Annotated in this window: 17 protein-coding genes; 6 read left to right on the forward strand and 11 right to left on the reverse strand. The window is 64.7% G+C overall.

What is annotated here, in order from left to right:
• Positions 1 to 2 precede the first annotated feature (2 nt).
• Together JQ604_RS30075 and JQ604_RS30080 are read left to right on the forward strand one after the other, a co-directional pair.
• On the forward strand, positions 3 to 1817 hold the full coding sequence (locus JQ604_RS30075) for an ABC-F family ATP-binding cassette domain-containing protein (protein ID WP_212364312.1): 1815 nt from the start codon (positions 3 to 5) through the stop codon (positions 1815 to 1817).
• A gap of 150 nt (positions 1818 to 1967) precedes the next feature.
• Positions 1968 to 3047: a D-TA family PLP-dependent enzyme gene (locus JQ604_RS30080; RefSeq protein WP_212364313.1), complete on the forward strand. Its 1080-nt coding sequence runs from the start codon at positions 1968 to 1970 to the stop codon at positions 3045 to 3047.
• A gap of 87 nt (positions 3048 to 3134) precedes the next feature.
• On the opposite strand, the gene JQ604_RS30085 is transcribed toward JQ604_RS30080, so the two are convergent.
• From JQ604_RS30085 to JQ604_RS30120, 8 genes are all read right to left on the reverse strand, one after another.
• Entirely contained in the window at positions 3135 to 4367 is a 1233-nt protein-coding gene (locus JQ604_RS30085) for an NAD(P)/FAD-dependent oxidoreductase (RefSeq protein ID WP_212364314.1), read from the reverse strand.
• A gap of 112 nt (positions 4368 to 4479) precedes the next feature.
• Positions 4480 to 5397 carry an SDR family NAD(P)-dependent oxidoreductase gene (locus tag JQ604_RS30090; protein WP_212364315.1) on the reverse strand — a complete coding sequence of 306 codons (918 nt, stop codon included), beginning with the start codon at positions 5395 to 5397 and terminating at the stop codon, positions 4480 to 4482.
• Between the two features lie 236 nt (positions 5398 to 5633).
• Entirely contained in the window at positions 5634 to 6113 is a 480-nt protein-coding gene (locus tag JQ604_RS30095; protein WP_212364316.1) for a MaoC family dehydratase, read from the reverse strand.
• Positions 6114 to 6115: 2 nt separating this feature from the next.
• Positions 6116 to 7852 (reverse strand): AMP-binding protein, encoded by a 1737-nt coding sequence (locus JQ604_RS30100; protein WP_212364317.1) that lies wholly within the window; start codon positions 7850 to 7852, stop codon positions 6116 to 6118.
• A 124-nt stretch (positions 7853 to 7976) separates the two neighbouring features.
• Positions 7977 to 8864 carry a 3-hydroxyisobutyrate dehydrogenase gene (mmsB, locus tag JQ604_RS30105; protein ID WP_212364318.1) on the reverse strand — a complete coding sequence of 296 codons (888 nt, stop codon included), beginning with the start codon at positions 8862 to 8864 and terminating at the stop codon, positions 7977 to 7979.
• A 23-nt stretch (positions 8865 to 8887) separates the two neighbouring features.
• Positions 8888 to 9961: an enoyl-CoA hydratase/isomerase family protein gene (locus JQ604_RS30110; protein WP_212364319.1), complete on the reverse strand. Its 1074-nt coding sequence runs from the start codon at positions 9959 to 9961 to the stop codon at positions 8888 to 8890.
• Positions 9958 to 11103 (reverse strand): isobutyryl-CoA dehydrogenase, encoded by a 1146-nt coding sequence (locus tag JQ604_RS30115; RefSeq protein WP_212364320.1) that lies wholly within the window; start codon positions 11101 to 11103, stop codon positions 9958 to 9960. The genes JQ604_RS30110 and JQ604_RS30115 overlap by 4 nt, the downstream gene beginning before the upstream one ends.
• Positions 11104 to 11125: 22 nt before the next feature.
• Positions 11126 to 12622: a CoA-acylating methylmalonate-semialdehyde dehydrogenase gene (locus JQ604_RS30120; RefSeq protein ID WP_212364321.1), complete on the reverse strand. Its 1497-nt coding sequence runs from the start codon at positions 12620 to 12622 to the stop codon at positions 11126 to 11128.
• Between the two features lie 119 nt (positions 12623 to 12741).
• On the opposite strand from JQ604_RS30120, the gene JQ604_RS30125 reads away from it, so the two are divergent.
• Positions 12742 to 13656, forward strand: a complete 915-nt coding sequence (locus JQ604_RS30125; RefSeq protein WP_212364322.1) for a LysR family transcriptional regulator — start codon at positions 12742 to 12744, stop codon at positions 13654 to 13656.
• Between the two features lie 111 nt (positions 13657 to 13767).
• Here the strand turns inward: JQ604_RS30125 and JQ604_RS30130 are convergent, their stop codons facing one another.
• Both JQ604_RS30130 and JQ604_RS30135 read right to left on the reverse strand, forming a co-directional pair.
• Positions 13768 to 14382: a TetR/AcrR family transcriptional regulator gene (locus JQ604_RS30130; protein WP_212364323.1), complete on the reverse strand. Its 615-nt coding sequence runs from the start codon at positions 14380 to 14382 to the stop codon at positions 13768 to 13770.
• Positions 14383 to 14444: 62 nt separating this feature from the next.
• Positions 14445 to 14975: a PaaI family thioesterase gene (locus JQ604_RS30135; protein ID WP_212364324.1), complete on the reverse strand. Its 531-nt coding sequence runs from the start codon at positions 14973 to 14975 to the stop codon at positions 14445 to 14447.
• A gap of 93 nt (positions 14976 to 15068) precedes the next feature.
• Here JQ604_RS30135 and JQ604_RS30140 point away from each other — a divergent pair, with 93 nt between their 5' ends.
• Both JQ604_RS30140 and JQ604_RS30145 read left to right on the forward strand, forming a co-directional pair.
• Positions 15069 to 17390: a molybdopterin-dependent oxidoreductase gene (locus JQ604_RS30140; RefSeq protein WP_212364325.1), complete on the forward strand. Its 2322-nt coding sequence runs from the start codon at positions 15069 to 15071 to the stop codon at positions 17388 to 17390.
• Positions 17391 to 17483: 93 nt separating this feature from the next.
• Complete coding sequence (locus JQ604_RS30145) at positions 17484 to 18254, forward strand: enoyl-CoA hydratase (RefSeq protein WP_212364326.1); 771 nt, start codon at positions 17484 to 17486, stop codon at positions 18252 to 18254.
• Positions 18255 to 18823: 569 nt separating this feature from the next.
• On the opposite strand, the gene JQ604_RS41700 is transcribed toward JQ604_RS30145, so the two are convergent.
• Complete coding sequence (locus JQ604_RS41700) at positions 18824 to 19486, reverse strand: YybH family protein (RefSeq protein WP_249158864.1); 663 nt, start codon at positions 19484 to 19486, stop codon at positions 18824 to 18826.
• A 63-nt stretch (positions 19487 to 19549) separates the two neighbouring features.
• Between JQ604_RS41700 and JQ604_RS30155 the strand changes: the two genes are divergently transcribed.
• Positions 19550 to 20278 (forward strand): hypothetical protein, encoded by a 729-nt coding sequence (locus JQ604_RS30155; RefSeq protein ID WP_212364327.1) that lies wholly within the window; start codon positions 19550 to 19552, stop codon positions 20276 to 20278.
• The last annotated feature ends 405 nt before the right edge of the window (positions 20279 to 20683 follow it).

Here is a 20683-nt window from a genome sequence, read left to right on the forward strand (position 1 = left end):
CCATGCCGCCACCTCTCATTCAGCTCAAGGACATCAACCTCACCTTCGGCGGCACACCGCTATTGACCGGCGTCGAATTATCGGTGTCCGCGGGCGAGCGCGTCTGCCTGATCGGCCGCAACGGCTCCGGCAAATCGACGCTGCTGCGGATCGCGGCCGGGCTCGTCGAGCCGGATTCAGGCAGCCGCTTCGTGCAGCCCGGCGCCACCATCCGCTATCTGCCGCAGGAACCTGATTTCGGCGAACACAAGACGCTACTTGCCTATGTCGAGGCCGGCCTCGGTCCCGGCGACGATCACTATCAGGCGCGCTATCTCGTCGAGCAGCTGGGCCTGACCGGCGAGGAAGACCCGGCCCATGTCTCAGGCGGCGAAGCGCGCCGCGCGGCGCTGGCACGGGTGCTGGCGCCCTCGCCCGACATCCTGTTGCTGGACGAGCCGACCAACCATCTCGATCTGCCGACCATCGAATGGCTGGAAAGCGAGTTGGAGAGCCGGCGCTGCGCGCTGGTCTTGATCAGCCACGATCGCCGCTTCCTCACCAATCTGTCGCGCGCGACCGCCTGGCTCGATCGCGGCCAGATCCGGCAGATCGACCGCGGCTTCGGCGCCTTCGAGGCCTGGCGCGATGAGGTGCTGGCAGAGGAAGAGCGCGAGCAGCACAAGCTCGACCGCAAGATCGTCAACGAGGAGCACTGGCTGCGTTACGGCGTCTCCGGCCGCCGCAAGCGCAACGTCAAGCGACTCGGCAATCTCCATGCGCTGCGCGACCAGCGCCGCAATTATCGCGGCGCCACGGGGAATGCCAACCTTGCCGCCTCGGAGGCAGAGAAATCCGGTCGCCTGGTGATCGAGGCGAAGAACATCTCGAAAGCCTATGGCGAGCACATCATCGTCGACGGCTTCTCGACCCGGATCCAGCGCGGCGATCGCATCGGCATTGTCGGCCCGAACGGTGCCGGCAAGACCACGCTGGTGCATCTGTTGATCGGCAACGATCCACCCGATAGCGGCTCGGTGCGGCTTGGCGCCAATATCGAGATGGCGACGCTGGACCAGCATCGCGAAAGCCTCGACCCCAAGCTGACCCTGGCGGAAGCGCTGACCGGCGGGCGCGGCGACCACGTGATGGTCGGCGACAAACCGAAGCACGTGATCGGCTACATGAAGGATTTTCTGTTCGCGCAGGAGCAGCGCGGCACGCCACTCGAAGCCCTCTCCGGCGGCGAGCGCGGCCGGCTGATGCTGGCGCGCGCACTGGCCAAGCCGTCGAACCTACTGGTGCTGGACGAGCCGACCAACGACCTCGATCTCGAAACCCTTGACGTGCTCGAGGAGATGCTCGGCGATTACGACGGCACCGTGATCCTGATCAGCCACGACCGCGACTTCCTCGACCGCGTCGTTACCTCGGCAATCGTGCCCGAAGGCCAGGGCCGCTGGATCGAATATGCCGGCGGCTATTCGGACATGCTGGCCCAACGCGGTGCCGATGTGCGGCGTGAGGCCGTCAAGGCGCAGGCCGTGGTCGAGGAGAAGAAGGAAGCGAAGGCCGCTGCGCCCGAGGCGACGCCAAAGCGCCGGCTGAACTTCAACGAGAAGCACGCGCTGGAGACCCTGCCGAAGACCATCGAGAAGCTGCAGGCCGAGATCGCAAAGCAGCAGAAGCTGCTTGACGATCCCGACCTCTACGCCAAGGATCGCAAGAAATTCGATGCTGCGTCCGCGGCGATCGGCAAGGCGCAAGAGGAATTGTCTGCCGCCGAGGATCGCTGGCTCGAGCTCGAAGTGTTGCGCGAAGAGATCGAACAGGCATAGCTATTTCCACCGTCATTGCGAGGAGCGAAGCGACGAAGCAATCCATCCATCCGTTGTGCCGAACAACGGATTGCTTCCGCCTTCGCCAAGGCTTCGGCGGACAAGTCGCTGCGCTCGCAATGAAGGAAGCACTGAACTGGAGTTGACCCGATGACCACACCGCTCGCCGCCAAGATCGCCCGCGAATACGGCACGCCCTGCGCCGTCATCGACATGGACAAGGTCGAGCGCAACATCGCGCGCATCCAGGCGGCCTGCGATGCCGCCGGCGTCGCCAACCGGCCGCATATCAAGACCCACAAGAACCCGATGCTGGCGCGGATGCAGATCGCGGCCGGCGCCCGTGGCATCACCTGCCAGAAGCTCGGCGAGGCCGAGATCATGGCGGATGCCGGCATCGACAACATTCTGATCAGCTACAATCTGCTCGGCGACGAGAAGATGGCGCGGCTGGCTGCGCTGCAAGCCAGGGCAAACGTGACGGTCACCGTCGACAATCTGACTGTTGTCGATGGACTGATCAAAGTGCCTCAAATGTCCGGTCGGGACCTTCCTGTGGTGGTTGAATGCGATACAGGCCGAAAGCGTGCCGGTGTCGAAACTCCCGCTGAAGCGATCGAACTGGCACGCGAACTATCAGCCTGGCCCGGACTAAAGTTTGCTGGCTTTCTTATGTATCCAACCGAAACGGGCTGGCCCGAAGCACAACGCTTCTTCGACGAGGCTCTCGCCGGGGTGCGGGCGGTCGGATTGGAGCCAGAGATCGTCTCGACCGGCGGCACGCCGAACCTGAGGAACATCGGCAAGCTCAAGGGCGGCACCGAGCATCGCTTCGGCACCTACATCTACAACGACCGCATGCAGGTCGCCGCCGGCGTCGCGACCTGGGACGACTGCGCGCTCAACATCTACTCCACGGTCGTCAGCCGCGCCGGCCCCGAACGCGGCATTCTCGACGCCGGCTCGAAGACGCTGACCACGGACACCGGTGGCCTCGACGGCCACGGGCTGATCCTGGAGCATCCCGAAGCCAAGATCGCGAAGTTTGCTGAAGAGCACGGCTTCCTCGACCTCGCCCGCAGCAACACGCGGCCGAATGTCGGCGACGTCGTGCGCATCGTGCCGAACCACGTCTGCGTCGTCGTCAACATGATGGACGAGGTCGTGATGGTCCGCGGCGACGAGATCATCGGCACGCTGCCGGTCGCGGCGCGGGGGAAGTTGCGGTGATTTCGTAGGGTGGGCAAAGGCGCGCTTGCGCCGTGCCCACCATCCACGACGTGCTCGTGATGGTGGGCACGCTTCGCTTTGCCCACCCTACGATTTCGTCAAATACCGCAACGCGCCCTTCCCTGCGGCAACACCCGTCGCAAACGACGCCTGCAACAGATAGCCGCCGGTTGGCGCTTCCCAATCGAGCATCTCGCCGCAGGCAAACGCGCCCGGCAACTTCCGCAGCATGTAATTCTCGTCAAGCTCGTCGAATGCAATCCCGCCCGCGGTCGAGATCGCGCGATCGATCGGCGCCACGCCGATGAGTTGAACCGGGATCGCGTTGATGAGCTGCGCAAGCTCAGCCGGCGAAAACGACGCCAGCGGCTTGCCTGACGCGATCGCCGCCTCCTGCATCAAGCCGATCCCGACCGGCGCCAGCTGCGCGGCCTTGCGCAAGAAGTTCGCCAGCGATTGCTTGCCGCGCGTGCCTGACAGCCGCGTGGTCAGCGCTGTAGCATCGAGGTCCGGCCGCAGCGCGATCATCAATGTCGCCCGCCCGATGCCCAGCACCGCCTCGCGCAGCTCCGCCGACAACGCGTAGATCGCGCCGCCCTCGATGCCGGTGCGGGTGATCATCGCTTCGCCGAGCACGGTGTGCGCACCGATCCTCAAGCCGACGCCCTTGAGCGGCTGGCCCTCGAAGCGGTCCCGGAACACGTCGGACCATGCGATTGTGAAACCGGAATTCGCGGGACGCAGCTTTGAGATCGCAACGCCCTTGGGAGCGAGGATATCGGTCCACGCGCCATCCGAGCCAAGGCGCGGCCAACTTGCGCCGCCGAGTGCGAGCACCGTTGCGTCGGCTGCAACGGATTGCTGACCGTCTGTCGTCCGGAACAGCAGGCGACCGCCCTCGTCCCAACCGAGCCAGCGATTGCGGAAGGCGAAGCGCACACCGGCCGCGTCGAGCCGGCGCAGCCAGGCGCGCAGCAACGGCGAGGCCTTGAAGGTCTTTGGAAACACTCGCCCGCTGCTGCCCACGAAAGTCGGCTGCCCCAACTCCTCGCTCCAGTCACGCAGCGCCTGCGGCGGAAACGCTTCGACGGAAGCGCGCAAATGCTGCGTCGCCTCCCGATAGCGCGCGAGGAAATCGGCGAGCGGTTCGCTATGCGTGAGATTGAGGCCGCCGCGGCCGGCCATCAGGAATTTTCGGCCAGCCGACGGCATCGCGTCGTAGACGGTGACATCAGCACCGCCATGCACGAGCACCTCCGCCGCCATCAGCCCGGCAGGTCCGGCGCCGATGACGGCGACGTTTTTGATGCTTGGTGACATGGCGTGAGTGTAGGGCAGTGCGTAGGGTGGGCAAAGCGAAGCGTGCCCACCTTCACGAGCACGCCGTAGATGGTGGGCACGGCGCAAGCGCGCCTTTGCCCACCCTACGGACTCAGAGTTTTACGCCCGCGCGCGCGGCGGCTTGGGCTACGTATTTCTGCGTCTGCTCGAACGCGCCCTGCAGCGCCTTTGCGGTCGACATGTCGCCGATTTCGGCAAAGTGTGCCGCGATCGCGTCCGGCGTCCAGTCGGACTGCGGCAGGTTCACGCCTTCGGTCTCCAGCACCTTGATGACCGCGAACGAGCCGGCGCCGGCGCCCATGATGGTGCGGGTCGGCGCGTCCTCCGAGAGCAGGAACTCGACCGCCGGCGTGATCGCCTCGGGGCGCATCAGCTGCAGCGCCTGTGGCGGCAACAGCTCTTCGGTCATGCGGGTCGCGGCCGTCGGCGACACCGTGTTGACCTTGATGTTGTTCTTGCGGCCTTCTTCCGCGAGCACGTTCATCAGGCCGACCATGCCGGCTTTCGCGGCGCCGTAGTTGGCCTGGCCGAAATTGCCGAACAGGCCCGATGACGACGTCGTCAGCACGATGCGGCCGTAATTGCGCTCGCGCATGCCGGCCCACACCGCCTTGCAGCAGTAGAAGGTGCCGGTGAGATGCACGTCGAGCACCTTGGCCCAGTCGGCGACTTCCATCTTCGCGAACGACTTGTCGCGGAGGATGCCGGCATTGGCGCACAAGAGATCGACGCTGCCCCATTCCTTGGTGGCGCGCTCGACCATCGCGGTGACCTGCTCGAAATTGGAGACGTCGGCACCATCGGCCATCGCGGTGCCGCCGGCCTTCTTGATCTCCTCGACCACGGTCTCGGCCGGCGACAGCGAGCCGCCGGTGCCGTCGCGCGCGCCGCCGAAATCGTTGACCACGACCTTGGCGCCGCGGCTGGCCAGCCCCAGCGCATGCGCCCGCCCCAGACCATTGCCCGCGCCGGTGACGATAGCGACGCGTCCGTCAAACCTGATTGCCATGCCTAGACTTCCTGTTTTTTTCTTCCCTTCTCCCCTTGTGGGAGAAGGTGGCGCGAAGCGCCGGATGAGGGGTATCTCTCCACAGACGCGCTCGCGGAGAGATACCCCTCACCCGGCTTCGCGTTCCGCGAAGCCACCCTCTCCCACAGGGGGAGAGGGTGCAGCGAGCGCGTGGTCGGCACGCTTTTGAGCAGCGATGGATCGTCGGGTCAAGCCCAGGCCATTCGGCCAAAACCCTAGTTGAAATAAATCAACCCGAGCCAATCCGCGACCAGCGCCGGCTTGTCCTCGCCCTCGATCTCGACGGTCACGTTCGTCCGCGACAGCAATTCCTTCGGCTTGCGCAGCGTCGCCTCGGCCAGCACGAAGCGGCCACGGACGCGTTTTCCGGAGCGGACCGGCGAGAGGAAGCGCAGCTTGTCGAAACCGTAATTGACGCCCATCGCGGTGCCCTCGACGACCGGCATCACCTCGTAGGACATGATCGACATCAGCGACATCGTCAGGAAGCCGTGCGCGATCGTGGTGCCGAACGCAGTCTCCCTGGCGGCGCGCTCCGGATCGACATGGATGAACTGGTGATCCTCGATCACGTCGGCATAGGTATCGATGCGGGGCTGATCGAGCAGATGCCAGGAGGACACGCCGATCTCCTTGCCGACCATGCCCTGATACGTCGCAAGCGACACCGGCGGATTCTTCCAGACTTCGTTCATTTCTATTGGCTCTCCGATCCGGCCGCCCGGACCTTCTGCAGCTCCGGGAATTCTTCCTCGCGGAACTCGTTTCCGCGCAACGCATCCGAGCGATTATCGTCATGCTCGAGCCGGCGCAACTGCACGCGGCGGATTTTTCCCGAGATCGTCTTCGGCAGCTCGGTGACCAGCTCGATCTTCCGGATCCGCTTGAATGGCGCAAGGCGCGTGTGCAGATGCTTGAAGATCGACAGCGCCGTCTCCGGCGTGCGCTCGACGCCTGAGACCAGCAGCACATAGGCCTTCGGGATCGCGAGCCTGATGGGATCGGGGCTCGGCACCACCGCGGCCTCGGCGACGGCGTCGTGCTCGAGCAGTACGCTCTCCAGCTCGAACGGCGAGATGCGGTAGTCGGAGGATTTGAAGACGTCGTCGGTGCGGCCGACAAAGGTGAGATAGCCCTCGTCGTCGGTGAACACGACATCGCCGCTGCGATAGATCTCGCCATCGGCGCCGCCGAGCCTGCCGTCGTCGCCCTGATAGCCCTGCATCAGGCCGGCGGGCCTGGCAGCGCCGAGCAGCAGCGTCACCTCGCCTTCCCCGGCCGCGTTGCCGTCATTGTCGGTGACCTGGACGCGATAACCCGGCAGCGGCCGACCCATCGAACCGACCTTGACCTTCTGCCCCGGCGAGTTGCCGGCAAGCGCCGTCGTCTCGGTCTGGCCGTAACCGTCGCGGATGGTCAGACCCCAGGCGGCTTTCACCTGATCGATCACCTCGGGATTGAGCGGCTCGCCGGCGCCGCAGACTTCGCGCAGGCTCACCTTGAAGCTCGCGAGCTCCTCCTGAATGAACAGACGCCACACCGTCGGCGGCGCGCACAGCGTGGTGACGCCGCAGCGGCCGATCGTCGCCAAAAGTCCTTTCGCCTCGAAGCGCGGCTGGTTGACGATGAAGATCGTGGCTCCCGCATTCCACGGCGCGAAGAAGCAGCTCCAGGCATGCTTGGCCCAGCCGGGCGAGGAGATGTTGAGATGGATGTCGCCGGGCTGCAAGCCGATCCAGTACATGGTCGAGAGATGGCCGACCGGATAGCTGCGCTGGCTGTGCCGCACCAGCTTTGGCTTTGCCGTGGTGCCCGAGGTGAAATAGAGCAACATCGGATCGTCGGCGTTGGTCACGCCGTCCGGTGTGAATGTCTCGCTCGCCTTGGCCGCATCCTCGAACGGCAGCCAGCCGTCATGGGCCTGCGTCGCGCCGACCACGATGCGCACGAGCTTGTCGCCGCCGAGGTTCGCGAACTTCGCAACCTGGTCTTGCGTCGCGACCACCGCCCTCGCCTTGCCGCGGTCGAGCCGGTCTTTCAGTTCGTCCGGGGTCAGCAGCGTGGTCGCGGGGATCACGACGACGCCGAGCTTCATCGCCGCCAGCATGGTCTCCCACAGCGGCACGACATTGCCGAGCAGCAACAGCAGGTGATCGCCGCGCTTCAGCCCCTGCCCGCGCAGGAAATTGGCCACCTGGTTGGAGCGGCGCGACAGCGCGGCAAAGGAGAGCTTTGTCTCCTTGTTGCTGCCGGCATCGACGATCCATAGCGCCGGCCGCTCGCGGCTCTCGGGGCTGTGCGCCAACTCCGCATCGAACCAGTCCAACGCCCAGTTGAACGGCACTGGATCCGGCCAGCGAAAACCCTTCACCGCCGCATCGTAGTCCGTGCGGTGCTCGAGCAGAAAGGCGCGTGCGTCCTGAAAGGTGGTCATGTTTCCGGCCCGTCGAAGTTGTCTTCAACGTAGCCCGGATGGAGCGAAGCGCAATCCGGGGCCTTGTGCCCACGGATAAACCGTCCCGGATTTCGCTTCGCTCCATCCGGGCTACGAAGCCTCGCTATTTCCCAGCGAGGCTGCGAACGTGCTGGATAATTCCGGAAAAGTCGACCCCGCCGTGACCGGCGGCGTCGAAGGCCTGATAGATCTCCTGCGCATGCTTGCCGAGCGGCGTCGCCGCCCCCGCGGCCTTGGCTGCGTCCTGCGCCAGGGTCAGGTCCTTCACCATCAGATTCGAGGCGAAACCGGGTTTGTAGCCATTATTCGCCGGCGAAGTCGGCACCGGGCCTGGAACCGGGCAATAGGTCGTCAGCGACCAGCATTGGCCGGACGAGGTCGAGGCGACGTCGAACAGCGCCTGGTGCGACAGGCCGAGCTTTTCGGCGAGCGCAAAGGCCTCGCCGACCGCGATCATGGAAATTCCGAGGATCATGTTGTTGCAGATTTTTGCCGCCTGCCCCGCGCCGGCGCCGCCGCAATGCACGATCTTCTTGCCCATGTTCTCCAGCACGGGCTTGGCCGCGGCGAACGCCTTGTCCTCGCCGCCGCACATGAAGGTCAGCGTCGCGCCCTTGGCGCCGCCGGTACCGCCGGAGACCGGCGCGTCAACCGAGAGCATGCCGCTCTTGGCTGCCAGTGCATGCGCCTGCTTGGCGCTCTCGACGTCGATGGTCGAGCAGTCGATGATCAGCGTGCCCTTGGCCATCGCCGGGATCACTTCATTCCAGACGCCGAGCACATGCTTGCCGGCCGGCAGCATCGTGATCACGACATCGGCGCCCTTCACGGCCGCCGCGCCGCTCTCGGCGAGCGCAGCGCCATCGCTCCTGGCCTGATCGCGGGAGGCCGCAACCAGATCGAACGCGGTGACCTTGTGGCCGGCCTTGACCAGATTGGCCGCCATCGGCCCGCCCATATTGCCGAGCCCGATGAATGCGACGTTTGCCATGATGTTCCTCCGCGAAGTCGTTTCTATTTGTGGTTCGGAAACTTCAATTCATCGGCGCCGATTTCGGCGAAGTAAGGCGCGACCATGTCCGGCGTCACGTCCTCGATTGCCGGCGGCGACCATTTTGGATTGCGGTCCTTGTCGATCACGGCGGCGCGCACGCCCTCGCGGAAATCGTCGCTGGCGAACACCTCCAATGCGGCGCGATATTCGCGCACCAGGCACTCTTCCAGAGTCGCGGTCTGACGCGCCAAGCGCAGCAGCTTCAGCGTCACCACCATGCCGCGCGGCGACTTTTCGCCCAGCGTCTTCAGCGTCGCCTGCGCCAGCTCGGAGCCGTCGGCCTTGAGCGCGCCGATGATGTCCTCCATCCGGTCATGCGCGAACCAGCCGTCGATCTTCGCCTGCTGCACCGCGACGGGACCTGCCGTCCCGCCGGTCGCAAAGCCCGCGATCAGCGCCGCGATCTCGGCGGATGTCGTGCCCGGCTGCACCTTGGTCAGTTCGTCGCGAAGCGCGGCGAGCTTTGCCGTCGGCACCACCGCGTCTGCAAATTTCGCGTTGATCGCATCCGGGCCATTCATGGTCGTACCCGTCAGGCCCAAATAGGTGCCGATCTCGCCGGGCGAGCGCGACAGCAGATAGGTGCCGCCGACGTCGGGGAAGAAACCGAGCCCGACCTCGGGCATCGCCAGCTTCGTCTTTTCCGTCACCACGCGGTGAGCCGAATGCGCCGATAGCCCGACGCCGCCGCCCATCACGATGCCATCCATGAAGGCAACATAGGGCTTCGGGAATTTCTTGATCCGCGCGTTGAGGATGTACTCGTCGCGCCACAGAATCTTGCCGAGATCGCCCTTGACCTTCGAGCTCTCCCAGAGCGCGCGGATGTCGCCGCCGGCGCACAGCCCCCGCTCGCCCGCGCCTTCCAGCACGATGACGGCGATCTCGGGATCGGCCTCGAAGGCGTCGAGCGCCGTGTCGATGTCGTGAAACATCTCCAGGGTCACGGCATTGATCGCCTTCGGCCGATTCAGGCGGATGATGCCCGCAAAACCCTCTTTCCGTGCGATCAGGTCGTCTCCCGCCTCGCTCATCGCGCGCTCTCGATCAGTTTGCGCGACACGATCAGCCGCATGATTTCGTTGGTGCCTTCGAGGATCTGGTGCACGCGCAAGTCCCGCACGATCTTCTCGACGCCGTATTCGCTGAGGTAGCCGTAGCCGCCATGCAGCTGCAGCGCCTGGTTGGCGACCTCGAAGCCGACATCAGTGCCGAAGCGTTTGGCCATCGCGCACAGCATGGAGGCATCGGGATCCTTGCGGTCCAGCGACGCCGCGGCGCGCCACAGGAAGGTGCGCGCGGCCTCGAGCTCGGTCGCCATATCAGCGATCTTGAACTGCAAGGCCTGGAATTCGTCGAGGCGTTTGCCGAACGCCTTGCGGTCCTTCATGTAGGTGAGCGCCTTGTCGAGCGCGGCCTGCGCACCGCCGAGCGAGCAGGCCGCGATATTGAGGCGGCCGCCGTCGAGGCCGGCCATCGCGATCTTGAAGCCGATGCCTTCGTCGCCCAAACGATTCTCGACCGGCACCCGGGCGTTCTCGAACATCACGGCGCGGGTCGGCTGCGCATTCCAGCCCATCTTGCGCTCGTTGTTGCCGTAGGACACGCCGGGCGTCTTGCCGTCGATCACGATCGTCGAGACGCCGCCGGGACCATCGCCGCCGGTGCGCACCATCGCGACCAGCAAGTCTGTCCCGCCGGCGCCGGAGATGAATTGCTTCTGGCCGTTCAGCACATAATGATCGCCGTCGCGCACCGCGCGGGTGCGCAGCGCTGCGGCGTCCGAGCCCGCACCGGGCTCGGTCAGGCAGTAGCTTGCGATCAGCTCCATGGTGCAGAGCTTCGGCAGCCATTTGCGGCGCTGGGTGTCGTTGCCATAGGCATCGATCATCCAGGAGGCCATGTTGTGGATCGAGATGAAGGCTGACGTCGTCGGGCATCCCGTCGCCAGCGCCTCGAAGATCAGCGCCGCGTCGAAGCGCGTCATCGCGGAGCCGCCGACATCGTCCTTGATGTAGATGCCGCCCATGCCGAGGCCGGCGGCCTCGCGCATCACGTCGACCGGGAAGTGCTTCGTCTCATCCCATTCGAGCGCGTGCGGCGCGATCTTTTCCGCCGCAAACGCCCGCGCCATGTCGCGAATGGCGATCTGGTCCTCGTTGAGAGCGAACTGCATGTTTCGCCTCGTCAGGACTGGATCACTTCATCAGCGGGATCGAGAACTCCGCGCCTTCCTTGACGCCGGAGGGCCAGCGCGAGGTCACCGTCTTGGTCTTGGTGTAGAAGCGGATCGAGTCCGGACCGTGCTGGTTGAGGTCGCCGAAGCCCGACTTCTTCCAGCCGCCGAAGGTGTAATAGGCAATCGGCACCGGGATCGGCACGTTGATGCCGACCATGCCGACATTGACCTTGGCGGCGAAGTCGCGCGCGGCGTCGCCGTCGCGGGTGAAGATCGCAACGCCGTTGCCGTAGTCATGCTCGGACGGCAGCGCCAGCGCCTCGCTGTAGTCGTGCGCGCGGACCACCGAGAGCACGGGGCCGAAGATCTCTTCCTTGTAGATCCGCATGTCCTTGGTGACGTTGTCGAACAGCGAACCGCCGAGATAGAAGCCCTTCTCATAGCCCTGCATCTTGAAGCCGCGGCCGTCAACCGCCAGCGTCGCGCCTTCCTTGATGCCGATATCGATGTAGTTCTTGACCTTCTCGACCGCCTCGCGCGTCACCAGCGGACCGTAATCCGCGGACGGATCGACCGAGGTGCCAATCTTGAGCGACTCGACACGCGGGATCAGCTTTTCCATCAGACGATCGGCCGTGGTCTTGCCGACGGGGACTGCGACCGACACCGCCATGCAGCGCTCGCCGGCCGAGCCATAGCCGGCGCCGATCAGCGCGTCGACGGTCTGGTCCATGTCGGCATCGGGCATGATGATGGCGTGGTTCTTGGCGCCGCCGAAGCACTGGCAGCGCTTGCCGGTCTGGGCAGCGCGCTCATAGATGTATTGCGCGATCGGGGTCGAGCCGACGAAGCCGACCGCCTTGATATCGGGATCGTCGAGGATCGCGTCGACCGCTTCCTTGTCGCCGTTGACGACGTTGAGGATGCCGGCCGGCAGGCCCGCCTCCATCATCAGTTCGGCGAGCTTCATCGGCACGCCCGGGTCGCGCTCGCTGGGCTTCAGGATGAACGCATTGCCGCAGGCGATCGCGGGGGCGAATTTCCACATCGGGATCATCGCCGGGAAGTTGAACGGCGTGATGCCGGCGACGACGCCGAGCGCCTGGCGCATCGAGTAGATGTCGATGCCGGGGCCGGCGCCTTCGGTGTATTCGCCCTTCATCAGATGCGGAATACCGCAGGCGAATTCGGCGACCTCGAGGCCGCGCTGGATGTCGCCCTTGGCGTCGGGAACGGTCTTGCCGTGCTCGCGCGCCAGCAGTTCGGCGAGCTTGTCATAGTCGCGCTGCACCAGTTCGACGAATTTCATCATCACGCGGGCGCGGCGCTGCGGGTTGGTCGCGGCCCATTCCGGTTGCGCGGCGCGGGCATTCTCGACCGCGGCGCGGACTTCCGCCTTGGAGGCCAGCGCCACCTTGGCCTGGACCTCGCCGGTCATCGGCTCGAAGACGTCTGCGGTGCGACCCGAGGAGCCCTTGACCTCCTTGCCACCGATGAAATGTCCGATTGCGCGCATGGAAAACCTCCCTTGAGGACCTGAATCGCCGACCCGCCGGCCAGCCCACTTTACAAACCCTATTGACCCTGCATTTTATAGGATTCAAGTGCGATAAATTGCACCATAGATGTGCGGAAATGCAGGATCAAGACGGCGGCACGATCGACTGGGACGACTTCCGCTTCGTGCTCTCGATCGTGCGCGGCGGGTCGGTCTCGTCAGCGGCAAAACAGCTCGGCGTCGATCATGCCACGGTGATCCGCCGTGTCGACCGGCTGGAACGCCACCTCTCCGCAAAACTGTTTGATCGCCGCAAGACCGGCTATCTCCTGACCGAGGCCGGCCAGCGCGTCGCCGACAGCGCCGAGGCGATGGAGTCGACCATCGTCGCCAACCAGGAGGCGGTCGGCGGCTCGCGCGCGCATCTGACCGGCACGGTGCGGATCGGCGCGCCGGACGGGTTCGGCAGCCACTTCCTCGCCTCGCGGTTGCTGAAATTCACCGAGCGGTACCCCGATGTCGACCTGCAGCTGGTCGCGACCGCGCGGCTGTTCTCACTCTCCAAGCGCGAGGCCGACATCGCGATCAGCCTGACCATGCCGAAGGAAGGCCGCATCGTCGGCCGCAAGCTGCTCGACTACACGCTCGGCCTCTACGCCGCCCCTGCCTATCTCGCGCGGGCGCCAAGGATCACGGCGCGAGGCGACCTGCAGCAGCATCGCTTCGTCGGCTATATCGAGGAACTGCTGTTCACGCCGGAGCTCGACTACCTGCCGCAGGTCTCGCCAAAGATTTCCGCCAAATTCCGCAGCGCCAATCTGATCGCGCAGCTCAACGCCACCATCGCCGGGTTCGGCATCGCCGTGCTGCCGCACTTCATGGCGACGGCGCATCCGGAATTGCAGCCCGTGCTGCCGGACGAGGTTCGGATCTCCCGCACCTTCTGGCTGCTGATGCACGCCGACAGCAAGGACCTGGCGCGGATCCGGGCGGTGGCGGATTATATCTACGAGCTCGTCGAGACCGAGCGGGCGTTGTTCAGTGGGGTGTGAAGCCGCGACTTGTAGGGTGGGCAAAGGAGCGAAGCGACGTGCCCACCGTCACAAGCAGGCCGGGAATGGTGGGCACGCTTCGCTTTGCCCACCCTACAAATCTCGGCTTACCTAATTCACCTTGGCCTTCTTCGCGGGCGCCTTCGCCGCGGCGGCGCGGCCCAGCACTGTCTCGCGGCCGGCACTCAGGATCTCCTCGGACAATTCGCCATTGCCCGCGATCCGCGACATCACGATGGTTCCCATCATGGTCGCGACCGTGGCCATCGCCTGCTTGCGCGCGACCTTGCGCGGCACGTCGAGGATCTGGTCGGCCATCATGTCGATCATCTGCTCGAGCTTGGCCGAGAATGCCTTGCGCGTCTTCAGGCTCTCGCGCGCGATCTCGGCACCGAGCGCGGGGATCGCGCAGCCTTGGCCGGGGTTGTCGCGATGCACCGCCGACAGATAGCCGTCGACGATCGTTGCCAGACGCTTCTCCGGCGCCGTTTCCTCGGCGACCTTGCGCCAGCGCTCATTGGCGCGGTCCATCGCGAAGTTGAAGGCCTCGATCACCAGCGCCTCGCGCGAATCGAAATGCGCGTAGAAACCGCCATGGGTCAGGCCGGCGTCCTTCATCAGGTCGGCGACGCCGATGCCGTGCGCGCCCTTCTCCCGCAGCTTGACGGACGCCTTCTTGACGATCCGCGCGTGTGTTTCCTGCTTGTGCTCTTTGGAATAGCGCATGACCTGGTCTCATAGAATGTTTCTAATCATATAATAGCAGCTTCTGGCCGAAAAAGCTACGCCTATACCGCCGTACCGATCATGGAAAAAGTCGCAGTCGCGTGCACGGCCAGATTGTTCCTGCCGTCGCGGATAAACCCTTCGGTGTAGCTGGTCTGGCGTCCGAGCTTGACGACCTTGCCCTCCGCCACAATGGTTCCGGAGCGCATCGACAGCGGCCGCAGATAGGCGAGCTTCAACTCGAGCGTCACCGACGTCTGCCCGACCGGCAGCAGGGTCGAGATCGAACAGCCCATGGCCGTGTCGAGCAGCGCGGCCGCCGTTGCGCCGTGCAGCAGCCCGATCGTGTTCTCCAGGCTCTCATGCGGGTCGAGGTCCATGACAATGCGCCCCTGCTCGACCGTGGCCATGCGGAAACCGATCAGCTTCGCCATCGGCGGCGGCGGCAGGCGGCCATCGCGGATCGCGAGCATCGCCTCCATGCCCGACATGGTCATCGCAGCCTTCGCGGCCGGCCCCGGCGCCTGCCAGTCGACCAGGCGCTCGCGGCGCAACTCCGGCGAAAACAGGTCGGTGGTGTCGGCGGCGGTCATGATCGCTCTCCTCGATGACGGCCGGTGAAGCCGATTGATTGAATGACGATCATAATATATAACAGCCCGGTTCCAACATGGGAAGAGATGGCCATGCCGAGCCCCGACTGGCGCAAGACCGCCTGCAATCTCTGCTATGTCAATTGCGGCCTCGAGGTGCTGGTCGAGCACGACCGCATCACCAAGGTGCGGGGCGACCGCGACAACCCGAAATCCCAAGGCTATCTCTGCAACAAGGCGGCGCGGATCCCGTTCTATGCCCACCACCGCGATCGCCTGACCACGCCGCTGCGCCGGCGCGCGGATGGCGGCTTTGACGCGATCGACTGGGACACCGCGATTGCCGAAATTGCCGCAAGGCTGCGCGAAATCGTCGATCGCCACGGCGGCAAGTCCCTGGCGCTGTATGGCGGCGGCGGCCAGGGCAATCACGCCGGCGGCGCGTATGCGACGGCGGTGTTGCGCGCGCTCGGCTCGCGCCATGTGTTCAACGCGCTGTCGCAGGAGAAGACCGGCGATTTCTGGGTCAATGGCCACATGTTCGGCAGCCAGACCTGCCACACCGCCGAGGACGTCCACCACTGCGACCTGCTGTTCGTGATCGGCGCCAATCCCTGGATCGCCCACGGCTTTCCCAATGCCCGCGACCATCTCAACGACATCCGCAAGGATCCCGCCCGCAAGATGATCGTGATCGATCCACGGCGCAGCGAGACCGCCGAGCGCGCCGACCTGCATCTCGCCTGCCGACCCGGCACCGACGCCTTCCTGCTCGGCGCAATCCTCGCACGGCTGATCGCGCGCGAGGCGGTGGACCAGGCCTTCATCGCCGAGCACACCACAGGCTATACAGAGGTCCGTGACGCGCTCACGCGGATTCCGGTCGAGCAATGGGCTGAGGCCGCCGACATCCCGCTCGCGCAGATCGAGCAATGCGTCGACATGATCGTGGCGGCGAAAGCGATGACCGTCCGCGTCGAGCTCGGCATCCAGCAGGGCGTCAACTCGACGCTGAATTCCTATCTCGAAAAGCTGCTGATCATGCTGACCGGCAGCTTCGGCCGCAAGGGCACCAACCAGTTGCACAGCTGGCTGGTGCCGCTGTGGGGCAACTCGCCGAACCAGCGCTTCGCGGCAGCCGATATCGAAGTGATCGGCGGACTGCTGCCGCCCAATCTGTTTCCCGATGCGGTGCTGTCCGATCACCCCGACCGCCTGCACGCGGTCTGGGTCGACAGCTCCAATCCGGCCAACACCGCATCCAACACCGCGCGGGTCGAACAGGCGCTGCGCGCGCTCGACCTCGTCGTTGTCGTCGACGTCGCCATGACCGAGACCGCGCAGCTGGCGGACTACGTGCTGCCCGCCTCGTCGCAATATGAGAAGACCGAATTCACGCTGTTCAACTTCGAATTTCCGACGAACTATTTCCATGTGCGCGCCGGTGTGGTGCCGCCGCTGGCGGGCACCCTGCCCGAGCCGGAGATCTACACGCGGCTGAGCCGCGCACTGGGCCTGCTGCCCGGCGACAACGCGCTGGCGCCATTGCGCGACACCGCCTTCCGCTCCCGGCCTGCTTTCGCCGCCGAGCTGCGCAGCTTCATGGGCGTCAATCCGCAAGCGGCAGCACTCGGCGCGCTCGTGCTCTACAACACGCTGGGCGCCACCCTGCCCGACGGCACGGCGGCCGCCGCGCCGCTGTGGCAGGCCGCGCAGCTCTGCGCCAAGCGATCGCCGCAGGCCGTGCGCCGCGCCCTCGATGCGGGCCCTGACGTCAAGGACGAGATGCTCGGCGAAGCGCTGTTCGATGCCATTGTCGGATCGCGCAACGGCGCCGCCTTCACCGCGCATGATTACGACGAGGTCTGGTCGCTGATCTCGCATCCCGACCGCAAGGTCCGCCTCGCGATCGCGCCGATGCTGGACTGGCTCGGCCGGCTCGACCCGGCGAACGCGGCGCCCCGCGGCGATTATCCCTTCGTCCTCGCCGCCGGACAGCGGCGCATGTTCAATGCCAACCAGATTTTTCGCGATCCCGCCTGGCGCCGCGACGATCCCGATGGCGCGCTGCTGATCAATGCCGCCGATCTGGCCTCGCTTGGCGCTGCGGATGGCGAGTGGATCGCGGTGCAATCCGCCGCCGGCCGCGTCGTCGCACGCTGCAAGCGCGACGACAGCATGCGCAGCGGCCAGCTCGCCCTGCCGCACGGCTATGGCCAGGATTATCCCGCTGCCGACGGCGAACGGCTGAACAACGGCCCGCGCGTCAACGTGCTGACCGACAGCGGCAATTGCGATCCCATCGCCGGCACGCCCTATCACAAGCATGTCCCGGTCCGGCTGGAGCGGCTGGCGGCCGCCGAAGCTGCAACCTATGAAGCGGCCTCGCGGCGCATCCATTCCGCGCCGGCCTGAGAACCCTGCGCCGGCGACCCTTGACAAGGCGCGCCCTTGCCGAGGAAGTGGCCCTCTCGAAGCACGCGTGCGCAAGGGAGCCACAGCCAAGACATGGACATGCTCAATCCGCATTGTGGAATGACCCGCGATGATCGCGGTGTCGTTCGCCTGACGATCTGCAACGCCGGCAAGCTCAACATCCTCTCGTCGGCCGTCACCAATGGCGTCCGCGAGGGATTCGAGCGCTTGGCCTCCGATCGCGACATCCGCGCCGTGATCCTCGCCGGCGAAAGCGAGCGCAGCATGATCGGCGGCGCCGACATCAAGGAGATGGCGACGCTCGATCAAACATCCGCTGAAGCCTTCATCACCCGCCTGCGCGACCTCTGCGAGGCCGTGCGTCAATTCCCCGCGCCTGTGATCGCCCGCCTGCCCGGCTGGTGCCTCGGCGGCGGGCTGGAAGTCGCGGCCGCCTGCGACTTCCGCATCGCCGCGCACGACGCGATGTTCGGCATGCCCGAGGTCCGCGTCGGCATCCCCTCGGTGATCCACGCCGCGCTCTTGCCGCGCCTGATCGGCTGGGGCCGCGCCCGCTGGCTGGTGATGACCGCGGAGAATATCGACGCACCGACCGCACTCGCCTGGGGCCTCGTCGACGTCGTCGCCAAGGAAGGCGGCCTCGACGCCGCCGTCGAGCACACCGTGAAAGCGCTGCTTGAATGTGGCCCCGAAGCGCTACGCATCCAGAAGGATCTGCTGCGGCAATGGGAAGAGCTGCCGCTGACGGAATCCGTCAACCTCAGCGTCGGCGTGTTCGGCAAGTCCTTCCTGACCGGCGAGCCGCAGCGGCTGATGCAGGGGTTTCTGGAGCGGAAGCGGTAGGCGGCCCGCAGCCAGCAAGGGCACGCGTGACGTTGCGGCACGAGGCCTCCAGGTCACGGGGCTGCGCTCGGTTCACCGTGACCTCCGCATTTCAGGAAAGTTTGTGCGGCGCCCTTGCGCGCGCAGCTCTGTTGCGGTTCCATGAGCCTTTCATCTGCTATTTTTTAGGAGAATGCTTATGCCTCGATTGATCGCGGGAATTCTCTTGATCGCTGCCCTGCTGACTCCCCTCGCTGCATCGGCGCTGCAAGTCGCAAAGGTCCGGACCTTGCCCAGAAGCGGGAGAAGTGCCGGGAGCTTGCCCGCGAGCGGGGCTTTTTAGGCGGCGGCCGAACCAAAGGCGCCATCAAGCCGCGCGACTTTGTTATCGCCTGCATGCAGGGCAAAGTCAGCTAGCCTCGCGAAATCCAGCCAAATTCTGATTTCGCGTTCCGAACTCCCAAGCGCGGAACGTGGGCACGATTCGCCTGCAAGGCACGGCCTGGTTCTAAGCGCAGAGCGAAATCCGGGAAGATCCGCAACAAGCGAAGGTTACGGTGACGCGATACAAGACGTCGACAGAAACGCGCCTACTTGCCGTCGTTCCATATGTCGGTCATGAGCTTCCAGTCGTTTCCGACCTTCTCCCAAACCACGACATACTTTCCGGACACCTCCTGCGGCGTCGGTCCCTTGGTCTTCAGCATGTAGGTCCCGATCTCGCGTGCCGCGTTGGGGCCCAGCGGCTTGACGTCGATGGTTGTGAGCCTGGGTTCACCTACCTGCTCCGCCATGCCTTTCCACATGACCTCGATGGCCGCTCGTCCCTGCACCATCGCAGATCCGGGCGGCAACGCGATGGCATCAGAGCCGTACAGTGACGCAATTCCGGAAAAGTCGCCCTTGTTGAACATTTCAATCCATTTCGCGTTGATCGCGTCGATCTCGGCCTTCTGAGCCGAAGCCGGCGCGGCCGATGAGATCACGATTGCAATCACCAGTGCCATGATGCGCATGATCGTCTCCAATGGAAATACAGGAACAGGAGCTGTCTCGACGTCGAGTGGATGCATTGAATGCAGCATCTCAGACCGCGTTGAGAATAACAGCAATTCCGGCGAATTACCGTCAGCAGCATTGACGGTCCCTTGCCAGTTTTTTGCGTACGCCACATGGTGTTCGGCATGACCGACTATGTCGATTTGAATCGACGAAATTGGGATGAGCGCGCAGCGATTCGTGCGCGCGCTCATCGGACTACGTTTGCGGTACAATGCCGCGTTGATCAATCCGATTAAGCATTGGAGCTAACGACAATGCCGCGCGACGGGACTTGGTTGAAGCGCTACTTCTCCAGCGAGTTTGATCAGGTTTGGAGAGAAATTCGCGCCTGTGCGACCATCGAAGGCGAGTTGCGCGAGCAAGTCATGGAGGTCGCAGATGCCACCATGCAGCGGGTTGCGCACAATGCGGACGTGATCGCTGCGCGGCTACAGAGCATTGGTTGGCAAGCACAAAAATATCAGGGGCTGCGAACGCCACCCCACCCTGGCGATGAGGCAGTGTTCGCTCAGATCGCGGAGATTTCCGGAGCGCCCATTCCGCCCACGCTATTCGCGTTCTGGCGCAGAGTCGGCGGCATCAACTGGGCATGGGACTACGATTCTGGAGCTCAACCGACGGTCCTGGACTTTTCATTGCCGCCAGAAGAACTGGACGCTCTCTGCGTGCACGCTCCCTCCGTCATCACCTACCTGTTCGATGAATGGATCGATCAAGGGCATACGGAGCGCCCGTTTCGCATCGATCTCGCACCCGACTATCTGCATAAGGCAAACATAAGCGGCGGTCCCCCATATTGCATTGAAGTGCCATATCTCGGTCCGGATCCAATGTTTACGGACGAACGGCATGAGGTGCCGTTCCTCGACTATCTGCGTCTCGCGTTCCGTTGGGGCGGCTTTCCGGGGCTCGAGCGGCACTCTGCGCTCGTCGGAGTACAAAGTTTCGTCGCCAGCTTTACGAAGGATCTGCTTCCGTTCTGAGAGCGGGCTCGTAGCTCGCAGAGCGAGATGGGGACGAAGCCCCCGGATATCGCTCGATAGCGACGAGTGTTGCCCATTCGACACGACGGGCAAATCAGTTCGGATCGCCGGAATCGTGTCAAGCCCCACAATCAAAAATATTTCGCTTTACACGAATTCTGATTAGTGTAAGATGCGCCCGTCTCACCCGACACGAGGGGCGCTCGCGAACGCCATGAACGTGGGTGCAGATGCGGTGGCCGCTGAGCGTGCGACAGGCGTGTGCGCGCAAGGCGGACGGTGAAGTCGTGTGGGCCTGCCGCCCCGATGCAGGTGGCAAGCACGCGAGAGGTCCAAAGCCGATCGCGGATGATGGTGGCACAAACGCAGAGTCTCACCAGGGCGAGCACGTATAAGCCGTAAAGC

The sequence above is a fragment of the Bradyrhizobium jicamae genome (assembly GCF_018130695.1).
GTDB lineage: Bacteria > Pseudomonadota > Alphaproteobacteria > Rhizobiales > Xanthobacteraceae > Bradyrhizobium > Bradyrhizobium jicamae_B.

Bases quoted from the DNA above. Each gene is read 5' to 3' on its own strand.
- JQ604_RS30075 (WP_212364312.1), top strand. From the start codon at position 3: ATGCCGCCACCTCTCATTCAGCTCAAGGACATCAACCTCACCTTCGGC.
- JQ604_RS30080 (WP_212364313.1), top strand. From the start codon at position 1,968: ATGACCACACCGCTCGCCGCCAAGATCGCCCGCGAATACGGCACGCCC.
- JQ604_RS30085 (WP_212364314.1), bottom strand. From the start codon at position 4,367: ATGTCACCAAGCATCAAAAACGTCGCCGTCATCGGCGCCGGACCTGCC.
- JQ604_RS30090 (WP_212364315.1), bottom strand. From the start codon at position 5,397: ATGGCAATCAGGTTTGACGGACGCGTCGCTATCGTCACCGGCGCGGGC.
- JQ604_RS30095 (WP_212364316.1), bottom strand. From the start codon at position 6,113: ATGAACGAAGTCTGGAAGAATCCGCCGGTGTCGCTTGCGACGTATCAG.
- JQ604_RS30100 (WP_212364317.1), bottom strand. From the start codon at position 7,852: ATGACCACCTTTCAGGACGCACGCGCCTTTCTGCTCGAGCACCGCACG.
- mmsB (WP_212364318.1), bottom strand. From the start codon at position 8,864: ATGGCAAACGTCGCATTCATCGGGCTCGGCAATATGGGCGGGCCGATG.
- JQ604_RS30110 (WP_212364319.1), bottom strand. From the start codon at position 9,961: ATGAGCGAGGCGGGAGACGACCTGATCGCACGGAAAGAGGGTTTTGCG.
- JQ604_RS30115 (WP_212364320.1), bottom strand. From the start codon at position 11,103: ATGCAGTTCGCTCTCAACGAGGACCAGATCGCCATTCGCGACATGGCG.
- JQ604_RS30120 (WP_212364321.1), bottom strand. From the start codon at position 12,622: ATGCGCGCAATCGGACATTTCATCGGTGGCAAGGAGGTCAAGGGCTCC.
- JQ604_RS30125 (WP_212364322.1), top strand. From the start codon at position 12,742: ATGCAGGATCAAGACGGCGGCACGATCGACTGGGACGACTTCCGCTTC.
- JQ604_RS30130 (WP_212364323.1), bottom strand. From the start codon at position 14,382: ATGCGCTATTCCAAAGAGCACAAGCAGGAAACACACGCGCGGATCGTC.
- JQ604_RS30135 (WP_212364324.1), bottom strand. From the start codon at position 14,975: ATGACCGCCGCCGACACCACCGACCTGTTTTCGCCGGAGTTGCGCCGC.
- JQ604_RS30140 (WP_212364325.1), top strand. From the start codon at position 15,069: ATGCCGAGCCCCGACTGGCGCAAGACCGCCTGCAATCTCTGCTATGTC.
- JQ604_RS30145 (WP_212364326.1), top strand. From the start codon at position 17,484: ATGGACATGCTCAATCCGCATTGTGGAATGACCCGCGATGATCGCGGT.
- JQ604_RS41700 (WP_249158864.1), bottom strand. From the start codon at position 19,486: ATGAGCGCGCGCACGAATCGCTGCGCGCTCATCCCAATTTCGTCGATT.
- JQ604_RS30155 (WP_212364327.1), top strand. From the start codon at position 19,550: ATGCCGCGCGACGGGACTTGGTTGAAGCGCTACTTCTCCAGCGAGTTT.